The sequence below is a fragment of the Streptomyces sp. NPDC091282 genome (genome assembly GCF_044757385.1).
In the GTDB taxonomy this organism is placed as follows: domain Bacteria; phylum Actinomycetota; class Actinomycetes; order Streptomycetales; family Streptomycetaceae; genus Streptomyces; species Streptomyces gramineus.
In genome coordinates, this window is sequence record NZ_JBIVUX010000001.1 from 592,619 (window position 1) to 616,738 (window position 24,120).

Annotated in this window: 14 protein-coding genes and 1 pseudogene; 9 read left to right on the forward strand and 6 right to left on the reverse strand. The window is 70.1% G+C overall.

What is annotated here, in order from left to right; all coding sequences use genetic code 11:
• Positions 1 to 187 precede the first annotated feature (187 nt).
• Positions 188 to 2,482 carry an FdhF/YdeP family oxidoreductase gene (locus tag ACIQOE_RS02750; protein ID WP_401410080.1) on the forward strand — a complete coding sequence of 765 codons (2,295 nt, stop codon included), beginning with the start codon at positions 188 to 190 and terminating at the stop codon, positions 2,480 to 2,482.
• 6 nt (positions 2,483 to 2,488) lie between these two features.
• Here the strand turns inward: ACIQOE_RS02750 and ACIQOE_RS02755 are convergent, their stop codons facing one another.
• The 3 genes and pseudogenes from ACIQOE_RS02755 to ACIQOE_RS02765 form a co-directional block, all read right to left on the reverse strand.
• A complete protein-coding gene (locus ACIQOE_RS02755) occupies positions 2,489 to 3,364 on the reverse strand; it encodes a PIG-L family deacetylase (protein WP_401409188.1) in 876 nt (291 codons plus the stop codon).
• 171 nt (positions 3,365 to 3,535) lie between these two features.
• Positions 3,536 to 4,045: a hypothetical protein gene (locus tag ACIQOE_RS02760; RefSeq protein ID WP_401410082.1), complete on the reverse strand. Its 510-nt coding sequence runs from the start codon at positions 4,043 to 4,045 to the stop codon at positions 3,536 to 3,538.
• Between the two features lie 182 nt (positions 4,046 to 4,227).
• Positions 4,228 to 4,647: pseudogene (locus tag ACIQOE_RS02765) on the reverse strand (SAM-dependent methyltransferase); the annotation flags it as partial.
• A 160-nt stretch (positions 4,648 to 4,807) separates the two neighbouring features.
• Between ACIQOE_RS02765 and ACIQOE_RS02770 the strand changes: the two are divergent.
• The 3 genes from ACIQOE_RS02770 to ACIQOE_RS02780 all read left to right on the forward strand — a co-directional run bounded on the left by ACIQOE_RS02770 (position 4,808) and on the right by ACIQOE_RS02780 (position 14,555).
• On the forward strand, positions 4,808 to 6,217 hold the full coding sequence (locus ACIQOE_RS02770; RefSeq protein ID WP_401409191.1) for a serine/threonine-protein kinase: 1,410 nt from the start codon (positions 4,808 to 4,810) through the stop codon (positions 6,215 to 6,217).
• 90 nt (positions 6,218 to 6,307) lie between these two features.
• Positions 6,308 to 9,355 (forward strand): SNF2-related protein, encoded by a 3,048-nt coding sequence (locus ACIQOE_RS02775; RefSeq protein WP_401409194.1) that lies wholly within the window; start codon positions 6,308 to 6,310, stop codon positions 9,353 to 9,355.
• 34 nt (positions 9,356 to 9,389) lie between these two features.
• Entirely contained in the window at positions 9,390 to 14,555 is a 5,166-nt protein-coding gene (locus tag ACIQOE_RS02780; protein ID WP_401409197.1) for a class I SAM-dependent DNA methyltransferase, read from the forward strand.
• 58 nt (positions 14,556 to 14,613) lie between these two features.
• Here the strand turns inward: ACIQOE_RS02780 and ACIQOE_RS02785 are convergent, their stop codons facing one another.
• Both ACIQOE_RS02785 and ACIQOE_RS02790 read right to left on the reverse strand, forming a co-directional pair.
• Entirely contained in the window at positions 14,614 to 14,805 is a 192-nt protein-coding gene (locus tag ACIQOE_RS02785; RefSeq protein WP_401409200.1) for a DUF397 domain-containing protein, read from the reverse strand.
• Entirely contained in the window at positions 14,802 to 15,680 is an 879-nt protein-coding gene (locus ACIQOE_RS02790; RefSeq protein WP_401409203.1) for a helix-turn-helix domain-containing protein, read from the reverse strand. The genes ACIQOE_RS02785 and ACIQOE_RS02790 overlap by 4 nt, the downstream gene beginning before the upstream one ends.
• Positions 15,681 to 15,956: 276 nt before the next feature.
• On the opposite strand from ACIQOE_RS02790, the gene ACIQOE_RS02795 reads away from it, so the two are divergent.
• Genes ACIQOE_RS02795 through ACIQOE_RS02805 form a run of 3 tightly spaced genes read left to right on the forward strand, consistent with a single transcriptional unit; the run spans position 15,957 to position 20,793 of the window.
• A complete protein-coding gene (locus ACIQOE_RS02795; protein ID WP_401409206.1) occupies positions 15,957 to 16,439 on the forward strand; it encodes an ATP-binding protein in 483 nt (160 codons plus the stop codon).
• A gap of 52 nt (positions 16,440 to 16,491) precedes the next feature.
• Complete coding sequence (locus ACIQOE_RS02800) at positions 16,492 to 16,887, forward strand: hypothetical protein (protein ID WP_401409208.1); 396 nt, start codon at positions 16,492 to 16,494, stop codon at positions 16,885 to 16,887.
• A 6-nt stretch (positions 16,888 to 16,893) separates the two neighbouring features.
• Entirely contained in the window at positions 16,894 to 20,793 is a 3,900-nt protein-coding gene (locus ACIQOE_RS02805; RefSeq protein ID WP_401409211.1) for an AAA domain-containing protein, read from the forward strand.
• Between the two features lie 53 nt (positions 20,794 to 20,846).
• Here ACIQOE_RS02805 and ACIQOE_RS02810 read toward each other — a convergent pair whose 3' ends face one another.
• Positions 20,847 to 21,902: a beta family protein gene (locus tag ACIQOE_RS02810; protein ID WP_401409214.1), complete on the reverse strand. Its 1,056-nt coding sequence runs from the start codon at positions 21,900 to 21,902 to the stop codon at positions 20,847 to 20,849.
• A gap of 294 nt (positions 21,903 to 22,196) precedes the next feature.
• Between ACIQOE_RS02810 and ACIQOE_RS02815 the strand changes: the two genes are divergently transcribed.
• Positions 22,197 to 23,414 (forward strand): AAA family ATPase, encoded by a 1,218-nt coding sequence (locus ACIQOE_RS02815; RefSeq protein WP_401409217.1) that lies wholly within the window; start codon positions 22,197 to 22,199, stop codon positions 23,412 to 23,414.
• Entirely contained in the window at positions 23,411 to 24,040 is a 630-nt protein-coding gene (locus ACIQOE_RS02820) for a hypothetical protein (RefSeq protein WP_401409220.1), read from the forward strand. The genes ACIQOE_RS02815 and ACIQOE_RS02820 overlap by 4 nt, the downstream gene beginning before the upstream one ends.
• The last annotated feature ends 80 nt before the right edge of the window (positions 24,041 to 24,120 follow it).

A 24,120-nucleotide genomic window follows, 5' to 3' on the forward strand; every position in this document is an offset into this window, starting at 1 on the left:
CCAGCAGCGTGGGCGGCAGGCCCGGAAGCACGGGCGAAACGGCTCCCCTCGCGTGCCCTGACCGGCGTGCCTAGCATGGCAGAGGAGGCCGCCGGGTCCGGCGGTGCTCCCTCGACGGCGAAGGGCGAGAGCCGTGAGCACCTCCCACGACGAGCAGAAGAGGCTGGGGCAGGGCACGGGGGAGGAGATCGAGCCCCGGGTGGGACCGAGGCCGGAGGGGGAGCCGTTCTTCCACCCGTACCATCACCCGGCCGCCGGCTGGGGCGCCGCCAAGAGCGTCACGAAGTTCCTCGTCCGCGAACGGGCGCTCGACGGTCCCCGGGCGATCATGAAGATGAACCACGAGAACGGCGGCTTCGACTGCCCCGGATGCGCGTGGCCCGACGACACCAAGGGACTGCGGCTCGACCTCTGCGAGAACGGGGTCAAGCACGTCACCTGGGAGATGACCCACAAGCGGGTCGGGCGCGAGTTCTTCGCCGCGCACTCCGTCGGCGAACTGTTCGAGTGGAGCGACTTCGCGCTGGAGGACCAGGGCCGGCTGACCGAGCCGATGGTGTACGACGCCGAGTCCGACCACTACGTGCCGATCAGCTGGCGTGACGCGTTCGCCCTGATCGGGCGGTCGCTGCGGGAGCTGGACGACCCGAACCAGGCGTCCTTCTACACCTCCGGCCGGCTCGGCAACGAGGCCACCTTCCTCTACCAGCTGCTCGCCCGCGAGCTGGGCACCAACAACCTTCCCGACTGCTCCAACATGTGCCACGAGGCCAGCGGACGCGCCCTCGCCGCCTCGCTCGGCACCGGCAAGGGCACCGTCGACCTCAAGGACTGGGACGCCACGGACGCGCTGTTCGTCATCGGGGTGAACGCGGCGTCGAACGCGCCCCGGATGCTGACGGCGCTGGCCGACGCCTACCGGCGCGGCGCACAGATCGTGCACGTCAATCCGCTGATCGAGGCGGCGTCGCGGCGCACGATCATCCCGCACGACTTCGTGGACATGGCGGCATTCCACGCGACCCGTACGGGCACCCTGAATCTCCAGGTGCGGGTCGGCGGTGACATGGCGCTGCTGCGGGGCATCGCCAAGGCGGTCCTGGACCAGTCCGAGTCCGACCCCAAGGCGCTGGACCAGGAGTTCATCGACCGGTACACGACCGGATTCGAGGAGTACCGCAAGGTCTGCGAGGCCACCCCGTGGGAGGAGATCGAGCGCCAGTCGGCGATCAGCCGGGCCGACATCCTGCACGCGGCGCGGATCTACCGGGAGGCCGACCGCTCCATCGTCAGCTGGTGCCTGGGCGTGAGCCAGCACGAGCACGGCGTGGACACCGTACGGGAGATCGTCAACCTGCTCCTGCTGCGCGGCAACCTCGGGCGCGAGGGCGCCGGTCCCTCGCCGGTGCGCGGGCACAGCAACGTCCAGGGCAACCGCACCTGCGGCATCGACCACCGGCCCGAACCGGCGTTCCTGGACCGGCTGGGCGAGGTCTGCGGCATCACCCCGCCCCGCGCGCACGGCCTGGACACCGTCGGCACCATCGCGGCGATGCAGCGCGGTGACGTCAGGGTCTTCGTCGGCATGGGCGGCAACTTCGCGCTGGCGGCGCCGGACACCCGCGCCACGTACGAGGCGCTGCGCACCTGCGACCTCACCGTCCAGGTGAGCACCAAGCTGAACCGCAGCCACCTGGTGCACGGCCGGCACGCGCTGATCCTGCCGTGCCTCGGCCGCACGGAGAAGGACCACCAGCGGTGCGGCATCCAGTCCACCTCGGTGGAGGACTCGATGAGCATGGTGCACCTGTCGGTCGGCATGAAGAAGCCCGCGTCCTCGCACCTGCTCTCCGAACCGGCCGTCATCGCCGGGATCGCCCGGGCGGCGCTCCCCGACTCCGCCACCCCGTGGGCCTGGTACGTCGAGGACTACGACCGTATCCGCGACACGATGGCGCAGGTCCTGGACGGCTTCGAGGACTTCAACCGCCGGGTCCGGCTCCCGCTCGGTTTCCGCATCCGCCAGCCGGCCCGCGAACTGGTCTTCCGTACGCCGTCCGGGCTCGCCGAGTTCTCCTCGGCGCCGCTGCCGGACGTGGTCCCGCCGCCGGGCACCCTGGCCCTGGGCACCATGCGCTCCCACGACCAGTGGAACACCACGATCTACTCCGACAACGACCGCTACCGCGGGGTCAAGAACCTCCGCACCCTGGTCTTCATGAACCCCTCCGACATGCGGGAGCGCAGCATCGAGGAGTTCGACCCGGTCGACATCACCAGCACCGCCAAGGACGGCAGCACCCGCACCCTGAACGGCTACCTGGCCATCCCCTACGACCTGCCCCGGGGCTGCGCGGCCGGCTACATGCCGGAGATGAACGTGCTGATCGCCCTGTGCGACTACAGCGAACAGAGCGACCAGCCGCTGATGAAGCACATCAGGGCGACGATCAGCCGGTCGGCCGACGCGGCCGGCTCCTGAGGGCGGTCAGCGCAGCCCGGCGAAGAGGTCGTCCTCGGGAAGGTCCGCGCCGGTGGTGTCGCGGACCCGTACGAAGGTCTCGACGCCCATCAGGTCGGTGAACTTCTCCTTGCCCATGCGCAGGAAGAAGATGTTCTCGCCCTGGCTGGCGTGCGCGGCCAGCGAGTCGAACTTCTGGCCGCCGAAGCCGGTGGTGTCCACCCAGGTGGTGATCTCGTCGTCGGGCAGGCCGATCTCGGCGAGCGCGGCGGCCTCGGCGGGATCCGGCTCGGGCATCTCCTCGCCGAACTCGCGCATGGCCTCGCCGAAGCGCTGCATCGCCGAGCGGGGCATCGTCGTCCAGTAGACCTTGGGCGTCGTCCCGGAGCCGGACTCGGACTCCGACTCGGAATCGGTGTCGGCTTCGGTCATCGCGAGGGCGGCCATCGTGATGCGGTTGGCCTGGATGTGGTCGGGGTGCCCGTAGAAGCCGTTCTCGTCGTAGGTGACGACGACGTCGGGCCGGTAGTGGCGGATGAGTTCCGCGAGCCGGGCGGCGCCCTCCTCCACCGGCGTCCGCCAGAACGACCCCGGAGCGTCGTTCGAGTCCCAGCCCATCATCCCGGAGTCGCCGTACCCCAGCATCTCCAGGTCACTGATCTTCAGGATCTCGCAGCTGGCCTCCAGCTCCTGCCGCCGGATCGCGGCGACGGCCGCCGGGTCGTGCCCGGGCTCCCCGGGCTTGACACCTCCCGGCCCGTCACCGCAGGCACCGTCGGTACAGGTCACCAGGACCGTGCGCATCCCTTCCGCCGCGTACCGCGCCAGCACACCGCCCGTGCTCGTGGCCTCGTCGTCGGGGTGGGCGTGCACGGCCATGAGCGTCAAGGGCCGGTCGTTCATGAAACAGTCCTCCTGCTGGAAAGATCCTCGGTCCGAGTCCACGGCGGGCACCCGGTCGGGCGCCCGCGGGGGCAGACTCCCGAGCACACCGATTCTCACCGCACGGGCGGCACCGTCTCCTCGACGGTGCAACGGCGCCGCCCGGCCGGACTGTTCCCGCGGCGCGCCGGATCACCACGTATGTGCGACGTCCACCACGAGGTGGGCGCCCGTCCGGAAGACCCGGAAGGGCAGCCGGGCGCGGACCCCGAGCCCGGCCTGGGTGTAGCCCTCGGAGCCGCCGGTGACCTTGAACTCACGGAAGGTCCGGTATCCGGTGACGTCGACGGACGGTAGCGCGGGGTAGGGCTGCCCGGTGGCGGGGTCGTAGCGCGGCGCGAACAGCGAGATCTCCAGGACGGCCCCGCCCTTGACGGGAACCACGACGTCGCTGGGGTCCTGGTGCAGCACGTCGACGTACCGCACCGTGTACCCGATCGGCTCGTCCCCCGTCCCCAGGCCGTCGAAGACCAGCCGGTCGAAGCACTCGTGCTGCCCGGCCCGCACGCCGGTCAGCCGCCGCCCGGCATCGGCGGCACCGCTCTTCTCCAGACTCCCCCAGGTCACGGCACAGTCCACGGCCGCCGCCGGCGCGGCCGCCGCCGGAACCGTGCCGGCCAGCAGCCCACCGCCCGCCAGCATCACCGCGACCAGTGCGCTCCTCGTCCGTCGCCTTGTCCGTCGCATGACTACCCCCTGGTAGCTCGCGCAGGTATGTGTCTTCTCAGACCTGCGGCCCACCGGAAGGTTGTGCGTCCGGCCCCGGTCCATCGCGGCACGGCAGCCCTCCCGCTCCCGCCCGTCCCACGGGACCGCTCCCGCCCCTACGGCTTGCGCGCGAGCCCACCGTGCTCGGCGACGACCACCGGGATCCCCGAGCCCGGCTCGGGCCGCCACTCGGTCACGGAGACGGCTCCGGGCTCGACGAGTTCCAGCCCGTCGAAGAAGGCGGTGATCTCATCGACGGACCGCAGGTTGTACGGAACGGCCCCACTGGCGTTATAGGCGTCCTGGGCCCGCTCGAACACCGGGTCGACGCCGCGGGACCCGTCGTTGACGGAGAGGTAGCTGCCCGAGGGCAGCGCCGCCATCAGCCGCGTGACGACGGACCGCGCCCGATCGAGGTCGGCGATGTGCCCCAGGATGTTGCTGAGGATCAGCGCGGTGGGACGCCCGAGGTCCAGCGTCCGCGCGGCGGCCTCGAGAATGCGCTCCGGCTCCGCCACGTCGGCGTCGATGTAGGCGTGACGCAAGGCGTCCGCCCTGCGGAACGGTTACCTTCCCCCCGGCCCGAATCGGGGTTCGCCCGCGTCACCCGAGCGGCATGCCCTTCCCTCGGGGCGTGGGCTAGCTTGGCAGGGGCTGCCTGCCCCGATTCGACCGTGCTAGAAAGTGAGGCCTCAGGTGCACATCGCCCCCCTCGGTCCCGACGACCCCGCCGAGCTGGGCGGATACGAACTGCTCGGCCGGATCGGACAGGGCGGGATGGGTCAGGTGTACCTGGGCGAGTCACCCGGCGGAGAGCCTGCCGCCGTGAAGGTGATCAAGCCGTCCGTGGTCGACTCCGAGACGCGGACGAGGTTCGCGCAAGAGGTGGAGATCCTCAAGACGATCTGGGGTGCCCGGATCGCCGCCCTCCTGGACGCCGACCCGGAGGCGGAGCGGCCGTGGCTGGCGACCGAGTACGTCGAGGGTCTCGACCTGAGCCGCCACGTGGCCGCCCACGGCCCGCTGCCCGCGCTGCTGACGGCGGCGCTGGGCGCAACCCTGGCCGAGGCCCTGGCCACAGTGCACCGGCAGGGTCTGCTGCACCGTGATCTGAAGCCGGCCAACGTGCTCCTCGGGCCGAACGGACCGAAGGTGATCGACTTCGGGCTCGCGGTGTTCGCGGAGTCCAGCGTGTCGCTGACCGCGCCGCACACGGTCGTCGGCACACCCTCCTGCATGCCGCCCGAGCAGGCGAACGGCGAGAAGCCCCTGACGCCCGCGGTCGACGTGTACGCGCTGGGCGCCGTCCTGCTCTTCGCCGCCTCGGGCCATCCCCCCTACCGGGCCGACAACATCCACCTCCTGTTCCACCACGTCGTCGACCCCGCGTTCGCACCGGATCTGTCCGGAGCCCCGGACGAGCTCGTGCCGCTGCTCACCGCCATGCTGGCCCACCGCCCGCAGGACCGGCCTGATCTCGCCGAGGTCGTACGACGCTGCCGCGCGCTGATTGAGGCACAGGGGCTGAAGGTCGCCCAGGCACGCCGCAGGCTCACCACGTACGCGGCCGCTCCGACCCACGTGTTGGACGACCTCCTCGCCGTCGGCCGCGCGTCCGGACCAAGGGTGCGCACAGCGCCCGGGACGGCCGGGGTTCTCCCCACGGCCGAGCCTGCCGAGCCCGACGCGTGGGAACGGGAGGCGGCAGGCGCCCCGTCGACTCGACGAGGGCGGGACGACGTCCCGGCCGGCCCCGAGATGCCACCGGTCCCCGGCCCCGCCGCACCCGCCGCACCACCGGTGCCCATTCCGGCGGAGCCGTCCGCCGATCCCCGTCTTCTCTTCCGCCGTGTCGACGTGCCCCCGGAGCCGTTCGCCGAAGCCCGTGCCGCCTCCGCGTCGGCCGCCCGTGAACCGTCTCGGTCCGGGGCCACCGCCGCCGGTCCGGGCCAGGACGCGACCGCCACAGAATCCGCCGCTCCGCTGTCGCCGCGCCGCGCGTCCGGGCGCGGCGGCGCGGACCGCCCTTCCCCGCGGAATTCGGCGCAGGCCCGGATCACCGCTCGGCGGCTGCGCGAGGCGTATGCGGCCAGTACACCCTTCTGACCCGTACGCCCCGCATACCCGCGATAATGGGCGGGCCCTCGCGGGGGCCCGCCCACACACGCACGATCGAATCGCCTCAGGAGGCCACGGGTGACCGCCGTCCAGACCAGCGCGGACCAGACCGGCACCACGAGAGGCCGGGATCAGTACCCGGCCGGTGCCCTGGTGGTCGTGCGGGACGAGGAGTGGCTGGTAAAAAGCGCGATGCCGACGACGGACGACGGTACGCGCATCGAGGTCGTCGGGGTGTCGGAGTTCGTCCGTGACCAGGAGGCCGTGTTCTTCTCCGGCCTGGACCGAATCGAACTGCTCGACCCGGGCGCGACCACGCTCGTCAGGGACGACTCCCCGAACTACCGTCGCTCCCGGCTGTTCCTGGAGGCGGTGCTGCGCCGTACCGCGCTGCCCCAGTCGGAACAACGCCTGGCGCTCGCCGACTCGTTCCTGATGGACCCGCTGCCCTACCAGCGGCGCCCCGCCCAGCTGGCCCTGTCCGGTGCCAATCTGCGCCCGCGGCTGCTGATCGCGGACGTGGTGGGCCTCGGCAAGACCCTGGAGATCGGCCTGACCCTGGCCGAGCTGATCCGCCGCGGCCGGGGTGAGCGGATCCTGGTGGTCACCCCGCAACATGTGCTGGAGCAGTTCCAGCACGAGCTGTGGACGCGGTTCGCGATCCCGCTGGTGCGGCTGGACTCGGTGGGCATCGAGCGCATCCAGCGGGAGATCCCGGCCGGCCGCAACCCGTTCACCTCGTTCAAGCGGGTCATCGTCTCCATCGACACACTCAAGAACACCGACCAGTACCAGCACCACCTGGAGCAGATCCGCTGGGACGCGGTCGTCATCGACGAGTCGCACAACCTGATCAACCGCGGTTCTCTGCGCAACCAGCTCGCGCGCACGCTCGCCCCCCGTACGGACGCCCTGATCCTCGCCTCCGCGACCCCGCACAACGGCGACGCGAAGTCCTTCGCCGAGCTGATCCGGCTGCTGGACCCGGTGGCGATCCGCGACCCGGAGAACTACCGCGCGGCCGATATCGAGCACCTGTTCATCCGGCGGACGAAGATCAGTCCCGAGGTCCGCGAGCAGATGAAGGGCCAGTGGGCGGACCGGGGTCCCTCCCGCTCGGTGCACTGTCCGGCCACCCCCGCCGAGGAGAAGATCTTCGAGGAGCTGGCCGCCGTCTGGCTGCCCGGTGACGGCGACGCCTCGGTCAGCGCCGTACCCCTCTTCCCCTACACGCTGCTGAAGTCGTTCCTGTCCTCCCACGCCGCGCTGCGGGCCACGGTGTCCGCGCGGATCAGAACGCTGGAGAAGAAGGAGGACCGGCGCGGTACCGAGGCCGAACTCGCCGCCCTGTACCGGCTGTCGGAGCTGGCCGCCGGTCTCGGTGAGACGGACTCCGCGAAGTTCGCCGCCCTGGTAAGGCAGTTGCGCGAGGAGATCGGAGTGGGACCCGGTTCCGAAGCGCGGGTCGTGGTGTTCTCCGAGCGGGTCCAGACCCTGGAGTGGCTGTCCGAGGTGCTGCCCGCCGCCCTCGGCTTCCGGGGCCGCGCGGCCCTCGACTGCGTCCGCGTCATGCACGGCGGACTCTCGGACGAGCAGCAGATGGCCCGCGTCGAGGAGTTCGGCCTGGCCGACACGCCCGTCCGGGTCCTGCTCACCGGTGACGTGGCCTCCGAGGGCGTCAACCTGCACCGGCAGTGCCACCAGCTGGTGCACTACGACGTGCCGTGGTCGCTGATCCGGATCGAGCAGCGCAACGGCCGTATCGACCGGTACGGGCAGGCTCACCCGCCGGAGTTCCGGGCGTTGATCCTGACCAGCGAGGTGCCGGGCGCCAAGGACGACACGGTGGTCGCCGAGCGGCTGCTGGAACGCGAGGACCAGGCGCACCGCTCGCTGGGCACGGCGGAGGCGGTGACCGGCCTGTACCGTGCGGAGGCGGAGGAGCGGTCCCTCATCCAGGATCTGCTGAGCGGCAGGACCGTCGACGAGTCCCTGGACACGCACCGCTCCGCAGCCGACGGTCAGGACGCCGGTCTTGAGGACTTCCTCGCGGACTTCTTCGGCTCGGTGGACGCGACCGCGGAGACGTCCGGCGACCCGGGCACCGGTGAGGGCGCCGCGCCGACTTCGACCGGAGCGCTGTCATCGGCGGGCGCCGACGAGGCGAGCCCGGTGCTCCCCCTGCTCTTCGATTCCACCGCCCACTTCGTGGACGAGGCGCTGCGCGAGGTGTACCCGGACGCCCGCGACCGGCTGGACCTGGACCGCGACCAGCAGTCCGGGCTGCTCTCCTTCCGCCCGCCGGCGGAACTCGTCCACCGCCTCAAAGCGCTCCCCTCGGACTATCTGCGCGAGCAGCGCCTGCGGGAACGGCTCCTGGTGACCTTCAACCGCCGCCTCGCCGAACACTCCCTGCAACGCGCCCGCCAGTCGTCCACGTCGAGCTGGCCGGAGATCTCCCTGCTCACGGACCTGCACCCGGTCGTCGACTGGCTCACCGACAAGGTTCTCGTCGGACTCGGCCGCCAGGAGGCGCCGATGATCACCTCCAACGTGGCGGAGCCGGTCTACCTGGTCCAGGGCGTGTACTCCAACAAGCTGGGTCGACCGACCGTCGTGAAGTGGATGGGCGTGACCTGGCGGCAGACCGCCGTTTCGACGGAGGAGGGGAGGAAGAAGTACGTCTGGGAGGGCTTGGCCGTCGACGACATGGTCTCCCTGCTGCGGCGCGCCGGTGTCGGCCCGGCCATGGCGAACAAGCGGGGCTACCTCGATCCCGAGCCGCTGCGCGCCGCCCTCCCCCGGGTGCTGGAGACGGCCGAGTCGTTCCTCAACGCCCACCGCGACGCCTGGGACGAACCGCTGCGCCGCCCCGTCGAGGAGTACAAGCTGCGGCTCGGCGCCTGGGACCAGCCCACGCTGGACGGGGAACGTACCCGAGAACGCCTCGCCGATCTCGCCGACTCCCTGCTGACGACGGGCAGGCCCCTGCTGCGGGTCCTCACGGTGCTGGTACCGGACACCGAACCGGCCGGCGACCGCGGGAACGGCGGCGAGGCCCCGCCCGTCTCCCTCGCGGCGTCGTCGGCCGCCTTCCGCTACGCGCCCCCGAACGCCGCCCTGTGACCCCGGTCTGTGACCCCCTGAGAGAAGCCCTGTCATGACGTACGACTCCCTGGTCAACCGTGGCGACTACTTCTCGGCTCACTACCTGGCCGAGGTGCTGCCGAAGGATCTCAAGTCGGGCCTGCTCCAGAGGTGGAAGGAGCGCGAGGAGGCGGCGAAGCCCCCCGCCGGCGACGACGGAGGGACCGAGGAGGAGACGTCCGCCGCGCCGACGCCCGGCCGTACCGAACTCCCGGTGACCCCGCGCGCCGGGCTGCGGGCGCTGCGCCGGGGCTACTTCCGCGCGCGGTCCTTCTTCGCCCTGCCCGAGGACGAGGACGGCATCATCTCCGTCCGCGACACCGACGACGACTTCCTGACCTACCGGGCACCGAAGTGGCGAGAGCAGGTACGGGCGCTCAACGCCGAGGTGCTGCGCGCGCTCGGCTACGACGCGAAGCCGCGCGTCCTGTCCGTCGAGCGCGCGGGCCAGCGTTACGAGGTCCCGGTCGCCCACGCCGAGAAGGGCCTGGTCGCGCTGGACTGCGGCTGGGCCGCCGAACCCGACGCGGCACTCGACCCGAAGGGCCGGGGACGCCTCCTGGAACCGGTGCCGCTCGACGGCCCGCACCCGGTGGAGACCGGCTCCAAGCTCGCCTCCTTCCTGTTCGCCTGCGAGGAGCCGCCCCGGTACGTGCTGCTGCTCGGCGGCGGGGTGATCGTCCTCGCCGACCGCGCGGTGTGGGGTGAGGGACGCTATCTGGGCGTCTCCCTGGACACCGCGCTCCAGCGCAACGACACCCGGGCGGGCGGCGAACTCGACACCGTGGCCGCGCTGTTCGGCGCGGACTCGCTGCGCACGCCGGAGGAGGGCGGCGAGAACCCGCTGGCCGAGCTGGTCGGCAAGTCGACGAAGCACGCGGTCGGCGTCTCCAGCGAACTCCGCGACGGCCTACGCAAGAGCGTCGAGCTGATCGCGAACGAAGTGCTCCAGCGGCTGCACGGGCAGGGCGTGCGCCCCGAGGACATCGGTGAACTCCCGGACCTCGGACGCCGGTTGACCCGCGAGTCGCTGCGCTACCTCTACCGGATCTTGTTCCTGCTGTACGCGGAGGCCCGTCCCGAGCTGGGCATCCTGCCCGCCGACTATCCCGAGTACCAGCAGGGCTACGGCCTCGGCCGGCTAGGTGAACTCGTCGCCGAGCGCGAACCGGTGGGCGACACGGCCCGCAACGGCTTCTACCTCTACGAGTCCCTGGACCTGCTGTTCCGCAAAGTGCAGGACGGCTACCGACCGCGCCGCACACACGGTGTGGAGGCAGCCGACGACGCCGACACAACGGACGAGAAGACCAGCGAGGACATCGGCCTGCGCTTCGAGCCGCTGCACAGCAAGCTGTTCGAACGCGACGCGATCCGCCTGATCGGCGCGGACAGCCTCCCCGACCCGCGCCACGACTCGGACGAGGCCCTCGCCCGCGGCGAGTCCGTCCGCTACCTGGACACCCGGCTGCGCAACGCCACCCTCCACCAGGTGCTGCACAGTCTGATGATCACCCAGGGGAAGCGGGGGGAACGCGGCGGCTTCATCTCGTACGCGCAGCTCGGCATCAACCAGCTCGGCGCGGTCTACGAGGGCCTGATGTCGTACAGCGGCTTCATCGCGGGCGAGGAGCTGTACGAGGTCGCCAAGCACGGTGACCCGAAGGACGGTTCCTGGCTGGTCCCCAAGTCGAAGATCGCCGACTACGACGACTCCGTGTTCGTACGCCGCCGGGACCGGGTCACCGGTGAGGAACTCCGCGTGCGGCACGCGCCGGGCTCGTTCGTGTACCGCCTCTCCGGCCGCGACCGGCAGACCTCCGCGTCCTACTACACACCGGAGTCGCTGACGCGGGTCACCGTGCAACTGGCCCTCCAACAGCTCCTCACGGACACGACTGAGGCAAAAGACCTCCTGGACTGGCGGATCTGCGAACCCGCCCTCGGCTCGGGCGCGTTCCTCAACGAGGCGATCAACCAGGTCGCGGCGGAGTATCTGCGGCGCAGGCAGACCGAGTTGGGCCGGTCGATCGACACCGACCAGTACGCCGTCGAACTCCAGAAGACGAAGGCGTACATCGCCCTGCACAACTCCTACGGCGTCGACCTCAACGAGACGGCCGTGGAGCTGGCCGAAGTGTCGTTGTGGCTCAACACCATGCACCCCGGCATGGAGGCACCCTGGTTCGGCCTGCACCTGCGGCGCGGAAACTCCCTGATCGGCGGGCGACGGGAGGTGTACGCGGCCGACCGGCTGAAGAAGGGCGGCTGGCTGGGGACCACTCCGGAGCGCTTCCCGCTGGCGGAGGCGGTAGGGGGTGCGTCACTCCCGGAAGGCGCGGTGCACCACTTCCTCCTCCCGGCGAAGGAGTGGGGCGCGGTCGCCGCCGAGAAGGAGGCGAAGGCACTCGCCCCGGCCGAGGCGAAGGCGCTGGCCGCGTGGCGAAAGGCGGTCACGAAGTCCCCGACGGCTAAGCAGACGGCCCGGCTCCAGGGGCTGGCCCGCCGTGCCGAGTACCTGTGGGGCCTGGTCGTGCAGCGGCTGGAGCTGTCGGAGCGGGACATCTCCCGCGACATCCGGGTGTGGGGGGCGAAGGAGGACTGGCTGCGCCGACCGACGGCCGCCGTGCAGCGGGACGCGATTCTGGCCGAGCTCCAGGCAGAGGACACCCCTTACTGGCGCCTCAAGACGCTGATGGACGCGTGGTGCGCGCTGTGGTTCTGGCCAGTGCAGAACGCCGCGCTGCTGGACGGTACGGACGAGCGGTACGCGCGGGCCGAGGCGCTGGCCGCGCGGGCGGCGGAGTTCGAGGTGGTCAGCATCGAGGGGGGTGCGGAGAGCGGCGCCGACGATGTTCTGCTGGCCTGGGAGGCGGATGCATTGCCCGGTTTCACCGCCGAGCCCCAGCAGATGACGCTGACGCGGGATTCCGTGTCCCGCCGCCGCACCGGCCGCCGCGCCGAGCAGATCAGGGGTGAGCGTCGAGACGTCATCCCACTCGCCGACCTGGACGACTGGATCGACTTCGCCGAGGCACTGCTGGGCACGCAGGATGTGCCAGAGGAGTCGCTGGTGCCGACGTTCCAGACGCTGAAGCGCCTGTCCGATTACGAGGACGAGCTGCCCGAGTGGATGGGCATGGACCGGTTCCAGTCGCTGGAGGAGCGGTTCCTGTGGGCGGGCGCGGCGAGAGATGTGGCGAAAGCGCAGGGGTTCTTTCACTGGGAGTTGGAGTTCGCGCAGGCGTTTGCGCGGGGTGGGTTTGAGTTGCAGGTGGGGAATCCGCCATGGGTGAGGCCGAGGTGGCAGGAGGATTTGGTTCTGGCGGAGTTGGAGCCTTGGTTCGTGCTGGCGGAGAAGCCGAGCGCGGCGGAGTGGCGGCTTCGGAAAGACGAACTGCTGGGCGCAGGTACGGACGGACAGGGTCTTCTCTTGGCTGAGTTGGCCAGTCACGCGGCTACCGTCGCCGTGCTGGGCAGCCCAGCCGCATATCCGCTTCTTGCCGGTACGCAGGGCGATCTCTATCGAGCCTTCATGACTCGGGTGTGGCAGCACACCGCCTCGGCTGGCACTGCTGGCCTGATTCACCCGGACACTCACTTCGGCGGCGTGCGCGAGGGCGTACTCCGGTCCGCTGTTTACCGTCATCTTCGAGTTCACGCCCACTTTGTGAACTCGGCGAACTGGGCATTCGAAGACCTCAACCGCTCCGCGGAATTCGGAATGCACATTTATAGCACGCCACAGGAGCCCGACTTCCTACATCTCAGCGAACTTCGCGGCGCCGACGTTCTGCCCGATTCCCTCATCCACGACGGACGAGGCGCCGCACCAGGCATCAAGCACAACGGCTCGTGGGACATCCGACCGCACCGCGAGCGCGTGGTTCATGTGAATACGGCCTTGCTGGCCAGTTGGCAGGCCTTGACGGGTTCAACAGGTGGAACGGCACAGGCCCCTCTGCTTTATCCCGTCCTCGTTGGCGAGCAAGGAGCCGTCGAAGCCCTGGCCACCTACGGCGGCAACCTGGACGATTATCGCCCTTTGATCTCCCGGGGATACGACGAAGCAGGGGCTAAGAAGAAGGGGCTCATCCGCTGGGGTAACCAGGCTGTACCCGAGCTAGGAGAGGTCATCCTTCAGGGGCCACATTTTGCATCAGCGCTTCCATTCTCTAAGGAACCGCGGATTCCCTGCCGGAGCAACAGAGACTGGGACTTGCTCGCACCCTCCAAACTACCCAAAGAGCACGTTCCCGTGACCAACTATGTGCGGGCAACTGACGAGACAACGTACCTCAAGGAACAGGACCCTTGGCTAGGGGAGCCGTTCACTAAGTACTTCCGGTTGGCCTGGCGGAGAATGATCCCCTTCGACAGTAGCCGCTGCCTGCACGCCGCACTCATTCCACCTGGCCCCGCCCACGTCCACACCGTGCAGTCAATGGCACTGCCCGACAACCGCCTTACCGCTCTCAACTCTGGCTTCTGGGCGGCCCTTCCCCTGGACTACCTACTGCGCATCACTGGTCGATCCGACCTTCAGGTTGCCGAGGCCCACAAGATGCCGGCCCCTGATCCAAAGCACCCTCTTGCCCCCGCCCTCCTCCTCCGCACCCTCCGCCTAAACGTCCTAACCTCTCACTACGCCCCGCTTTGGAAGGAGTTGTTCGACCGGCACTGGGCAGGCTACGAGGACTGGGCTAACCCAAACTGGCCGTATCTGAAGCCCCTGGCCGCCGGGCTCAAACCGGCCTGGGAGTACGGCACGCCTCTCCGTACCGAGCACGAACGCCGTGCCGCCCTCGTAGAACTCGACGCCCTGGTCTCCGTCTGGCTCGGCATCACCGCCGATCAGCTCGCCGCCATCTTCAAGTCGCGATACCCCCAGCTCTACGACTACGAGTCAGCGACCTGGTTCGACGCCAACGGCCGTAAGATCGCCGCCGACTTCAACACGTACGGCCACGGCCAGACCAAGCAGGACTACCTCGACCTCATGGCCCACCTGGAAGACCCGGAGCGCACACCGCCCCCCGAGGGCTACCAGACCCCCTTCTACAAGGCCGACCGTGAGGCCGAGATGCGGACGGCGCACGCGCACTTCCAGGCACGGCTAGACGCAGAGATCGCCGCTGGGCGCTGGACTCCGCGCGCCCCTGAAGCGGCCAAGGCGTAGTCGACCCACGCCGTTAGTTAGTTCTGCCCCCGGCTACGACCGGGGGCAGAACAGGCACTTACTGCGCCGCAAAGCCGACGAATGTCTCCCAGGCGGCAGCGGTGACGGGGATGGCGGGTCGATCGACGTCCTTAGAGTCCCGTATGCGGACAACGTCCGGGAGCACAGCCACCTCGACGCACTGGCCGCCCTCACCACTGCTGTAGCTGCTCGTGCGCCAAGTAACCACTTCATCGACGTCGGTGTTCATGTCTCTCCCAGCAGTTCCTCGATGAGGGTCAACGACTCACGGGGCGTGAGAGCTTGTGCTCGTAGCAGACCGTACTGCTCTTCAAGCTCACGGACAGTGCCCCGATCCGTATAGAGGCGGCTGTGCTTGTATGCCTCCACATAGGCGATCCTCCGCGCATCCTGCGTCTCGATCAAGGTGAAGGGGCCAGCCAGACCGGCGTGCTCGTCCCGCGCGTTCGGCATGATCTGGATCTCGACGTTTCGCCGCTGTCCGCACAGTAGAAGCTGCTCCAACTGTCCGCGCATCACGTGGCCGCCGCCCAGGGGCCGTGTCAGCACAGACTGCTCGATGACGAAACTGAGGGTCGGCATCGGCAGACGGCTAAAGATCTCATGCCTCGCGAGACGTGCGGCGACCCGCTCCTCGATCGTCTCGTCGCTCAGCAGCGGCCGCCGCATCGTGAACACGGCCCGCGCGTACTCCTCCGTCTGCAAGAGCCCGTTGATGAGGTGCGTGTCGTAGACGTGCAGCTCAACCGCCTCCCCTTCCAACCGAGCCGCATCCCGAAAGAACGCCGGATACTGCGCCCGAGCCACCTCCTCCTTCATCTCCTGGAGGACCCCACCCGCGTCCAAAACCTCATCCGCCCGGTCGATGAACCTCGGCGGAGCCACCCGGCGTCCCTGCTCATACGCGGCAATGGTGGACACCGAATATCCCGTCAGCGAGCCGAATTCCGCCCGCTCCAGGCCCGCCCGCATCCGGAACCGCTTCAGCTGCCGCCCGAAGACCCGCAGAACACCCGAGCCGGCGTCGGATTCCAGCTGCCGTCCTTCTCCCTCGCCGTCACCGCTCTCCGACGCCTCGTCCACAAGTCCCGTCGGTTCACTCATCCCCGTACCACCTCCCCCAGCCAACGCGCCCCCGCGCCGACCGTCACGCTCCGTCCCGCCTACACCCGCGTACCGCACACCTACAGCGACTCTCCGTGTGCGCGTCGTATCTGGTCACGCTAGGGCGACACCGGCAGCGTGGGCCACATGAACAGCCGAACTTCCCCCACACGGCGAACTCCCGAAGCCGAGACCCAATCCGAAGTCGATGCCGAAGCCACAGGCAAATCCGCGTCCCGGACCAAGACCTCCTCCAGCCCCCTCCACGAGTTCGCGATGGCCTTCACCTCCTCCCCGCGCGGCGCCCGCCTCGCCCGCAGGCTGGTCTCCCACCGGCTCGATACGTGGGGGCATCCGTACGACGGCCAGGTCAACGACACGCTCACCCTGATCACGGCCGAGCTGACCGCCAACGCCGTACGGCACGGGCATGTAGCCGGACGGGACTTCCATGTCCGGCTCACCGAGAGCACCGACTCTCTGCGCATCGAGGTCACCGACACTCGGGCCGAACGCATCCCGCTGCTCTCCGACCGGGAACCGCCCGGCGACGCGGAGTCCGGCCGGGGCCTGCTGATCGTGGCGGGGCTGGCGACCCGTTGGGCGGTCGCCCCGCGCGTGGGTGCCCCAGGAAAGACCGTCTGGGCGGAACTGCGCCTGACCCGAGACGCTCACGACCCGGCCATCATCGACCGGTTTCACGCCAACGGCGCGAACGGCGAACCCACTTGGCCGTCCGGTGTCAGTGGCGGCCACTAGTCTCGTTCGCCCGGCAAGGAGCCGGTGAATCCAGGGGGAGTACGAGACCGCCATGCCCGACAACAACCACACCGGATACCTGATCTCCGTCGTCGACGAGGATCCGCTGCGCGCCCGTAAGGACGCACGCGAACTGCTCGCCGCCCTCGGCGGGGTGGACCCCACGGCCAGGCTGGACCTGCCCGAGCCCGGCAGTCTGGCGGGGGCCGGCGACAAGGGCGGGCCGTCCGCCGAGACCGTCGGGCTGCTGCTGAGCGCCGGTTCGTTCGTGGTCTCGCTGGTGCAGACATGGCTGGCGCGGGTCCCGCAGCGCACCATCGTGGTCAAGCGGCCCGACGGGTCGACCCTGCACATCACCGGCAAGGAGGCCCGCGAGGACGACACTCTCATCGAACGGTTCCTCGCGGACGACGGCGACGACGGCACGACGGCGACGACGGCGGGCTGAGCGGCGATGACCGACAACGACCGGCACGCGTTGCTCGTCGGCGTCTCCACGTACGACAGCGAGAGGTACGCCGACCTCCCGGCCGTACGCGCCGATCTGCACTACATGCGGGCGGTGCTGGAGAACACCGAGATCGGCATGTACAACGAGTGCGCGCTGGCCGCCGAGCCGACGCGGGCGGAGATGCTGCACGCCGTCGAGACGTTCCTGGAGGCACGGCAGCCCAGTGAGACCGCGCTGCTCTACTTCAGCGGGCACGGCGAGTACTGCGAGCAGGACGGCCAGCTGTACTTCCTCACCCGGGACACCGACCCGGCCGACCTGCCGGGCACGGCCGTACCGGCGGAGTTCCTGGAGCGGATGCTCCAGTCCTGCCGGGCCGCCTCCAAACTGGTCCTGCTGGACTGCTGCTCCAGCGGGTCCGTCGTCCAGGGCTGGACCGCGAAGGGCCCGTCCGGGCAACCGGACCGGCCCGCGCCGAGCACCCTGCTGCGGCCGACCGGCGTGTACTTCATCACCGCGTCCGACGCACTCCAGGCGGCCTCCGCGATGGCACCGCCCGGGTCGGGCCTCGGCACCTCCCGGTTCACCGGGGAGATCGTCGAGGGGCTGCGCAACGGCCGGATCAAGGAGGGCGGCTGGATCACCCCGGACGACCTCTTCGACTACCTGACCGCCCAGATGACCCGCGATGGCGTACCGGAGGAGCAGCGGCCCACCAAGTCCACGATCAGGGCGACACGGAGCCTTCCCTTCGCCCGGTCGGTGGCACGGCCGGTGCGGCTCCCCGCGCTCCCTCACGACCCCGCCGCCGTCCGGCGCTCCCCCGCGCTGCTGAAGGCCCGGCAGCTGGCGGAGGCGGACGAGCGGGACGGTGTCGACCGGGAGGGGCTGCTGCGGTACTACGCGGACTGCCTCACCGCGCAGGCGGCGGCCGGAATGCGGCCGGACCGGGACGGGGGCCGGAACAAGAAGTACTTCCTGCTGACCCAGGGCGAGGAGACCATCCAGTCGGGGCGCGGACCGCACATCGTCGCGCCCGGAGCGCTGCCCCGGCCGGAGGGGCGGAGCGGCTCGGACACCGAGGCGGGGACGCGGCAGGAGTACTGGTACGGCTATCCGGCGATCACGCTGCCCGCGCGGGACGTCGGCCGGGGGCGGCGCGCGTCGGTGGAGCTGGCACCGTTGCTCATCCAGCAGATGGAGCTGGCGCCGGACGAGGAGGGCCGGGACGTGCTCCGGCCCAGCGGTGTGCCGTCCCTGCACAGCGGGGTTGTCTCCGAACTCCTGGACGCGGGTGACGCGGCCGACCTGGTCGCGCGCTGGCAGCCGGCCTGGCAGGAGGGCAACGACGCCCAGATGCTGCGTGCCGTCAGGGAGTTGCTGGACGAGCTGGGGCTGCCGGAACTCGAACCGCTGGACCCGTCCGCGCTGAGCGACCGCACGGTGATGCAGGCGCTGCGGCCCGGCGCGCACAACGCGGCCGTGCTGCTGGTCCCTTCAGGCGCCGAAGCCATGGCCACCCAGGCGCTGGTGGAGAACCTGCTCCAGATCTCCACGCGGACCACGCAGATCACGGGCACCGCCCTGGACGCGCTGCTGAACGGCGGGGCCCGGCAGGTGCCCGCGCCCACTGCAGTCCCGGCCGGCCCGGTGACGCCCGTCGCTCCAGGACCTTGCAACGAGAGCCAGGAGTTGGTGATCTCGTCGGCGATGACCCAGCCGCTGACGGTGGCGACCGGGCCGCCCGGCACGGGCAAGAGCGAGGTCGTCACGGCGGTCGTCACCACCTGTGTCGCCGCGGGTCAGTCGGTGCTGGTCGCCTCCACGAACAACGAGGCCGTGAACGTCGTCGCCCAGCGCTGCGACGACATCGCGCCCGGCCTGCTCATGCGGACGGGCAACGCGGAGGCGCTGGAGCGGGAGGCGGCCAAACTGGAACGGCTGCTCGCCGAACCGGACGGGCCGCCGCGGCGCGGGGCGGCCACCGTGGGCGGCGAGCTGCGGAACACCCGGGGAACGGCCGACCGGCTGCGGGCACAGGCGGCCCACCGCGTCAGCGAGGAAGGGCAGCTGCTGGAACTGCTCCGCGACCGGGAGGAGCGGGCCGCGGCCCTGGAGCTGCCCCTGTCCCTGCTCGAAGGGGTCTGGGCGGCCGACGTCGACGGCGTCGCGGCGCTGGGCCGGTGGGCGGAGCGGGCGCGGAAGACAGCTGGCGCCCGCTGGTGGCAGCTAGGGTCATGGCGGCGCGGGCGTGTACTCGCCGCGCTGGTCACGGCGGGGGCGGAGCAGCGCCCGAACGATGCCGGACCGGCATGGCCGGAGTGGGCGACGGGACGACCCGTGCCGCCCGAACTGCTGGAGTCCCTGGCCGGGATCGTGTCCGTGGAGCGGGAGGTGCGGGAACTCGTCCACCGGCACGGGGAATGGGCCGAGGAAGGGCTCAAGCGGTCCCGGCTCGCGACGGCGGAGGCGCTGTCCGGGCTGTCGGCGGAACTGTCCCGCGCGCTGTCCGCCGAGGCCCTGGGCCGGGCCACCGGGCTCATGAACCAGCGGCTCCAGGCGCTCCGCCGCCGCTCCGGCTACCAGCGCAGCCAGAAGAACCTGATGGCGCACATCAAGGGATGGGCCGTCAGCACCCACTCGGTACGGCAACTGGAACTCGCCCCGAAGCTGTTCGATCTCGTGGTCATCGACGAGGCCAGCCAGTGTTCCATCCCGTCGGTGCTGCCGCTGCTGTTCCGGGCCCGCCGAGCACTGATCATCGGCGACCCCATGCAGCTCGGGCACATCCCCGGCGTGTCACCGCAGCAGGAACGTCAGGCACGGGTACGGGCCGGGCTGAGCGCCGCGCAACTGGAACACCACCGCCTCACCTACCACGTGTACTCCTCGTACCACGCGGCCGAACAGCACGGCGACAGCGCTCTGCTCCTCGACGAGCACTACCGCTGCCACCCGCGGATCGCGGACGTCGTCAACGGCCACTGCTACGGCGGCCGGTTGCGGGTGCTGACCGACGTGCGGCGGCAGGTGGCGGCGTACGACCCGGTGGGAGCGGCCGACCCGGCACCGGTGCTCGGCTGGGTCGACGTACCGTCCGGGGCATCGGCGCGCGGCGGCGACGGGCAGTCCTGGCGGAACGCGGAGGAGGCGAAGGCCGTCCGGCGTGTGGTCGACGGGCTGCTGGCGGGGCTTGCGCCGGACGCGACGGTGGGAGTGGTCACGCCGTTCCGGGCGCAGAAGGAGACACTGGCACGGATGTGGCGGGACGACGACCGCGTCCGGGTCGGCACCGTCCACACCTTCCAGGGCGGGCAGCGGGACGTGATGGTGCTCAGCCCGGTGGCGGCGCACAACACACCGCCCCGGACGACGCACTGGGTCGCGAGCCAGGTCAACCTGTGGAACGTGGCGGTCACCCGGGCCAAGTCGCAGCTGATCACGGTGGGAGGCCGTGCCTTCTGGCAGGACCAGAGCGGCCTACCCGCCCTGCTCGCCGCGCGCTCGGCGACGCTGGGAACGGCCGACGACGGCACGACGGCCGAGGGCGGCGCGTCCGGCCCGGTGACCGAGGCCCGCGCGGACCTCGCCGACCGCCTGCAGCGGTACCTGGCGGGACGGGGCATCACCGATCTGGAGCGGGCTGTGCTGGTGGGCGGCCACCCGGTGGACCTGCTGTTCACCGACGCCGGCGAGAACACTGCGGTGCTGATCGACCCCGGCCCGGGGCCCGGTGCGGACCCGGCGCGGCACCTTCGGCTGACCCACGCGCGAGGCGACCTGCTCACCGGGCTGCCCTCCGGGGGCCATGGGGCCAAACCCTGCCCCGTGAGCCGGACAGTGCGGGTGCCCGCCTGGCGGATCCTCGCGGGCGAGACCGCGCTGGCACCGCTGTTCGGCTGAGCGCCGGGCAAGGCGGCTGGGAGGGGGCGGCCAGGTGCCCGGCGGTGGCCCGCTCAGCCGCCGGGCAGGCTCCGCACGACGTACGTCATGTGCTGGACGTTGCCTTCCCGCAGCCACTCCTTGGGGCCGCCCACCCCTTCGCTGGTCGTGAGCGGACCGTGCGCGCAGTCGCTCAGCCATTCCTCGCCCTGTCCGGCCCTCGCTCCCCGAAACTCGGGCAGTTCGACGATCCGGCGGGCCGCGCTGCGGTTGACGGCGATCCGGTCGGGCCCCCGGGTCAGCGTCTTGAACATGAGGTACGAGTTGCCGATGGTGTAGCGGAGTACGCCCCAGGGCGGACCGCCCTTCCTCCCGGGTGCGGGGGCCTGCGCGAGGGCGCTCGGGGGCTGCACACCGTAGTCGCCGTAACCGAGCAGCGGAGCATAGGCACTGCCTGTGGCGCGCACCTCGTGCCACATGCGCCACTCCGCCCGTGACCCCTCACACCATCCTTCCTCCAGCATGTCGGCGGTGGCCCGGGGAAAGCCCCCGCCGAGCAGAGCGGCGCTCCGCCAGTCGGTCAAGGGCATCAGCGCGTCGAGGGCGCGTAGCGCCTCCTTGCCCGCGTCGGGCCGGTCGTCGAGGACCGCGCCCATGTCGAGCAGCAGATCCACGGGGACCTCAGAACCGGTTCGGTCGAGCAGGTCCCGGACACCCTCCCCGAGACCGTCGTCCCACTCCCCCTGGACGCGCACCCGGACACCTAGTCCGCGTAGGCAGCGGCGGGCCGTCTCCAAGGCTCCCGTCCGCTGCGCCTCGGTCCGCTCCGGCCCGGTGACCGGATGAAGCCGTCCCAACTCGCAGTAGACGGACAGTTCTTCGGCGAGAGCGGCGGTCTGCGCGTCCTCACCGAAGGGAGCGTCGATCCATCCGCCGCGCCGGCTCACGGCGCTCACCGGGTCGACATACTTGCCGACCAGCGTGGCCAGCGTGTCCGGTGTTGCTCCGGGCAGCGGCGGCAGGTTCCACAGCGGCCTGATCACGGACCGGACGTCCGGCCACAGCAGCCGGAACGCCGCGGCGGCGTGTGACCGCGTCGGCAGAACGGGAACATAGAGCGGTCCGGACATCGCGGCTCCCCCTCGGCACCGTCCGTGCGCATCCCTTCCCACCAGAGTCCGTTCGCTCCGAAGCACTTGAAAAGAGAGCGTTTTCGGCCCGCATGGCCGATGTGTTCAAGTACCTGGTGACGGTGTGACGTAAGTTGTACGCTTCGTGATGCTCGGTGGTCGGACGCGCCAAGTGGACGATGCACATGGGGAACTGAGCGGCACTCAGCGGCATGCCTCGGGACCGTCCGCCGTGCGCCGACCAATCAGCTGACCGGGTGTCACGGCCCGGCCGTTCCACGATGGGCGCGAGGCGTGAACCACCGGATACTCGGTCTGACCGTGCGGAACTTCCGCACCCTGACCGACACGAAACTGCCGCTCGGGCCACTGACCGTCATGGTCGGCCCGAACGCGGCGGGCAAATCGAACGTCTTCCACGCTCTGGAGTTCCTGCGCAGCGTGTCCGAAGGCGGGATCGAAAAGGCTCTGGAAGAGCGAGGCGGCTTCGAGACCGTGGCCTTCCGAGGTGGTTCCAGACCGGTGTCCCGGATCACGATCGGAATCGAGGGCATCTGGTCGGACCACGCATCGAAGGAGCAGCCGGACAGCTATGAGCTGAGCGTCAACCGGCGGAGCGTGTCATCGCGCAGCCAAGTCCTCTACCGGCAGGAGCGGTTCACCCAGCACCCTCGTCAGGAAACGGAAACCTCCCTCAACCTCAAGAGCGCGACCGCGGAGATCAGCAGCTCCCTCGCGTCCGACGGCCTGAAGGACGCCGTCGGACTGGACCGGATGGCGTCCGCTCTCCACCAGCGACTGCCCTGGGTCACGGACAGCCCGACGGCCCACGCGGTAGAGGAGATCAAAGGACACGTCGCCGGCATCCGCGTCTTCGATCCGGATGTGCGGGAGGCGCGGAAACCCTCCCCTATCACCAGCTCGGGGCGCCACCTGAAGGACGACGCCTCCAACCTCGCGGACTTCCTCAAGACACTCCGGGCCATCAGAGGCGAAAAGGGCCGCAGGTCCATCTGGGAGGCACTGCTGGACGACGTCAGAGCGGTGATCCCTCAAATCCGGGACATCCACATCGTGGACACCCCGGGGACGTACGACCACCTCTCGATCGAGCTGGAGGAAGAAGGACTGCGGGGACGCACCCGCTTGGAGGACGCCTCCTTCGGAACGGTGCGCGTTCTGTGTCTGCTGTCGATCTTCCACGACCCTGAGCCGCCGGCTCTCACCTGCATCGAGGAGATCGACCACGGCATCCATCCGCACGCCCTGGAACTTCTCGCGGTGCGACTGCGGGAAGCGAGCCGCCGGGCGCAGTTCCTGGTCACCACACACTCCCCCGTGTTCGTCAGCGAACTGACCCCGGACGAGTTCGTGGTCTGCGAGCGGGACGCGGACGGATCGTCACGTATCCCGGCACTCACACCGGACGAGGTGCGCGAGGTCATCGAAGCATCCGAAGGCATGCCCATCGGGGAACTGTGGTTCGCGAACACGTTGGGGGGCGGGCTGTGAAAGGCAAGGGAAAGGCCGGCCCGAAGAAGGACTCCGTCATAGTCGTCGCGGGCGAGGGTGACTTCGACCGGAAGGTCCTCTGGCACCTCGTCCGGGCCTTCCGCCCGGATGCGAAGATCGTCAACCTCCGGGACAAAACCTGCCTCGGACCGGCCGACAAGGAACTGACCCCGCGCATCGACAAACTCCGCAGACTGGTGCAGGCCGCTTCCCTGCGGTCGGAGCTGGCGGGCCTCGTGGTGCACGTGGACCTCGACCTGGTGAACGAGGAGAAGTACGTCGAGGTCCGCAAACGCATCAGCGACGAACTCCAGAACGCCTTCTCGTGCCCGTCGGCGGTCGCTCTGGCGGCCTTCGAGACGGAGGCCTGGCTCATGCAGTTCCCCTCCGCGTTCACCAAGGTCAATTCCGGCTGGGTTCTCAAGGCCAGGTACAAAAGCTGCGACCTCGCCAAAGTCCACGACCCCAAAAAGGTCCTCAGAGAACACCCGTGGAGACCCCCCTATCAGGTGTCGGACGCCCCCCGCATCATGGAGAAGGCGCTCGGCGCGGACGGGAAGGTCATCCGGCCCGAAGGGAAGAACCGGTCCTACGACGAGTTCGTCGCCGAGCTGGCCGCCTGGTAGCCAGCCCACCTGACCTGCGGCTCCGGTCGGCGATAGGCCGTCGGGACCGACCGCGCCGCGGATATACGGTGGTACCGATC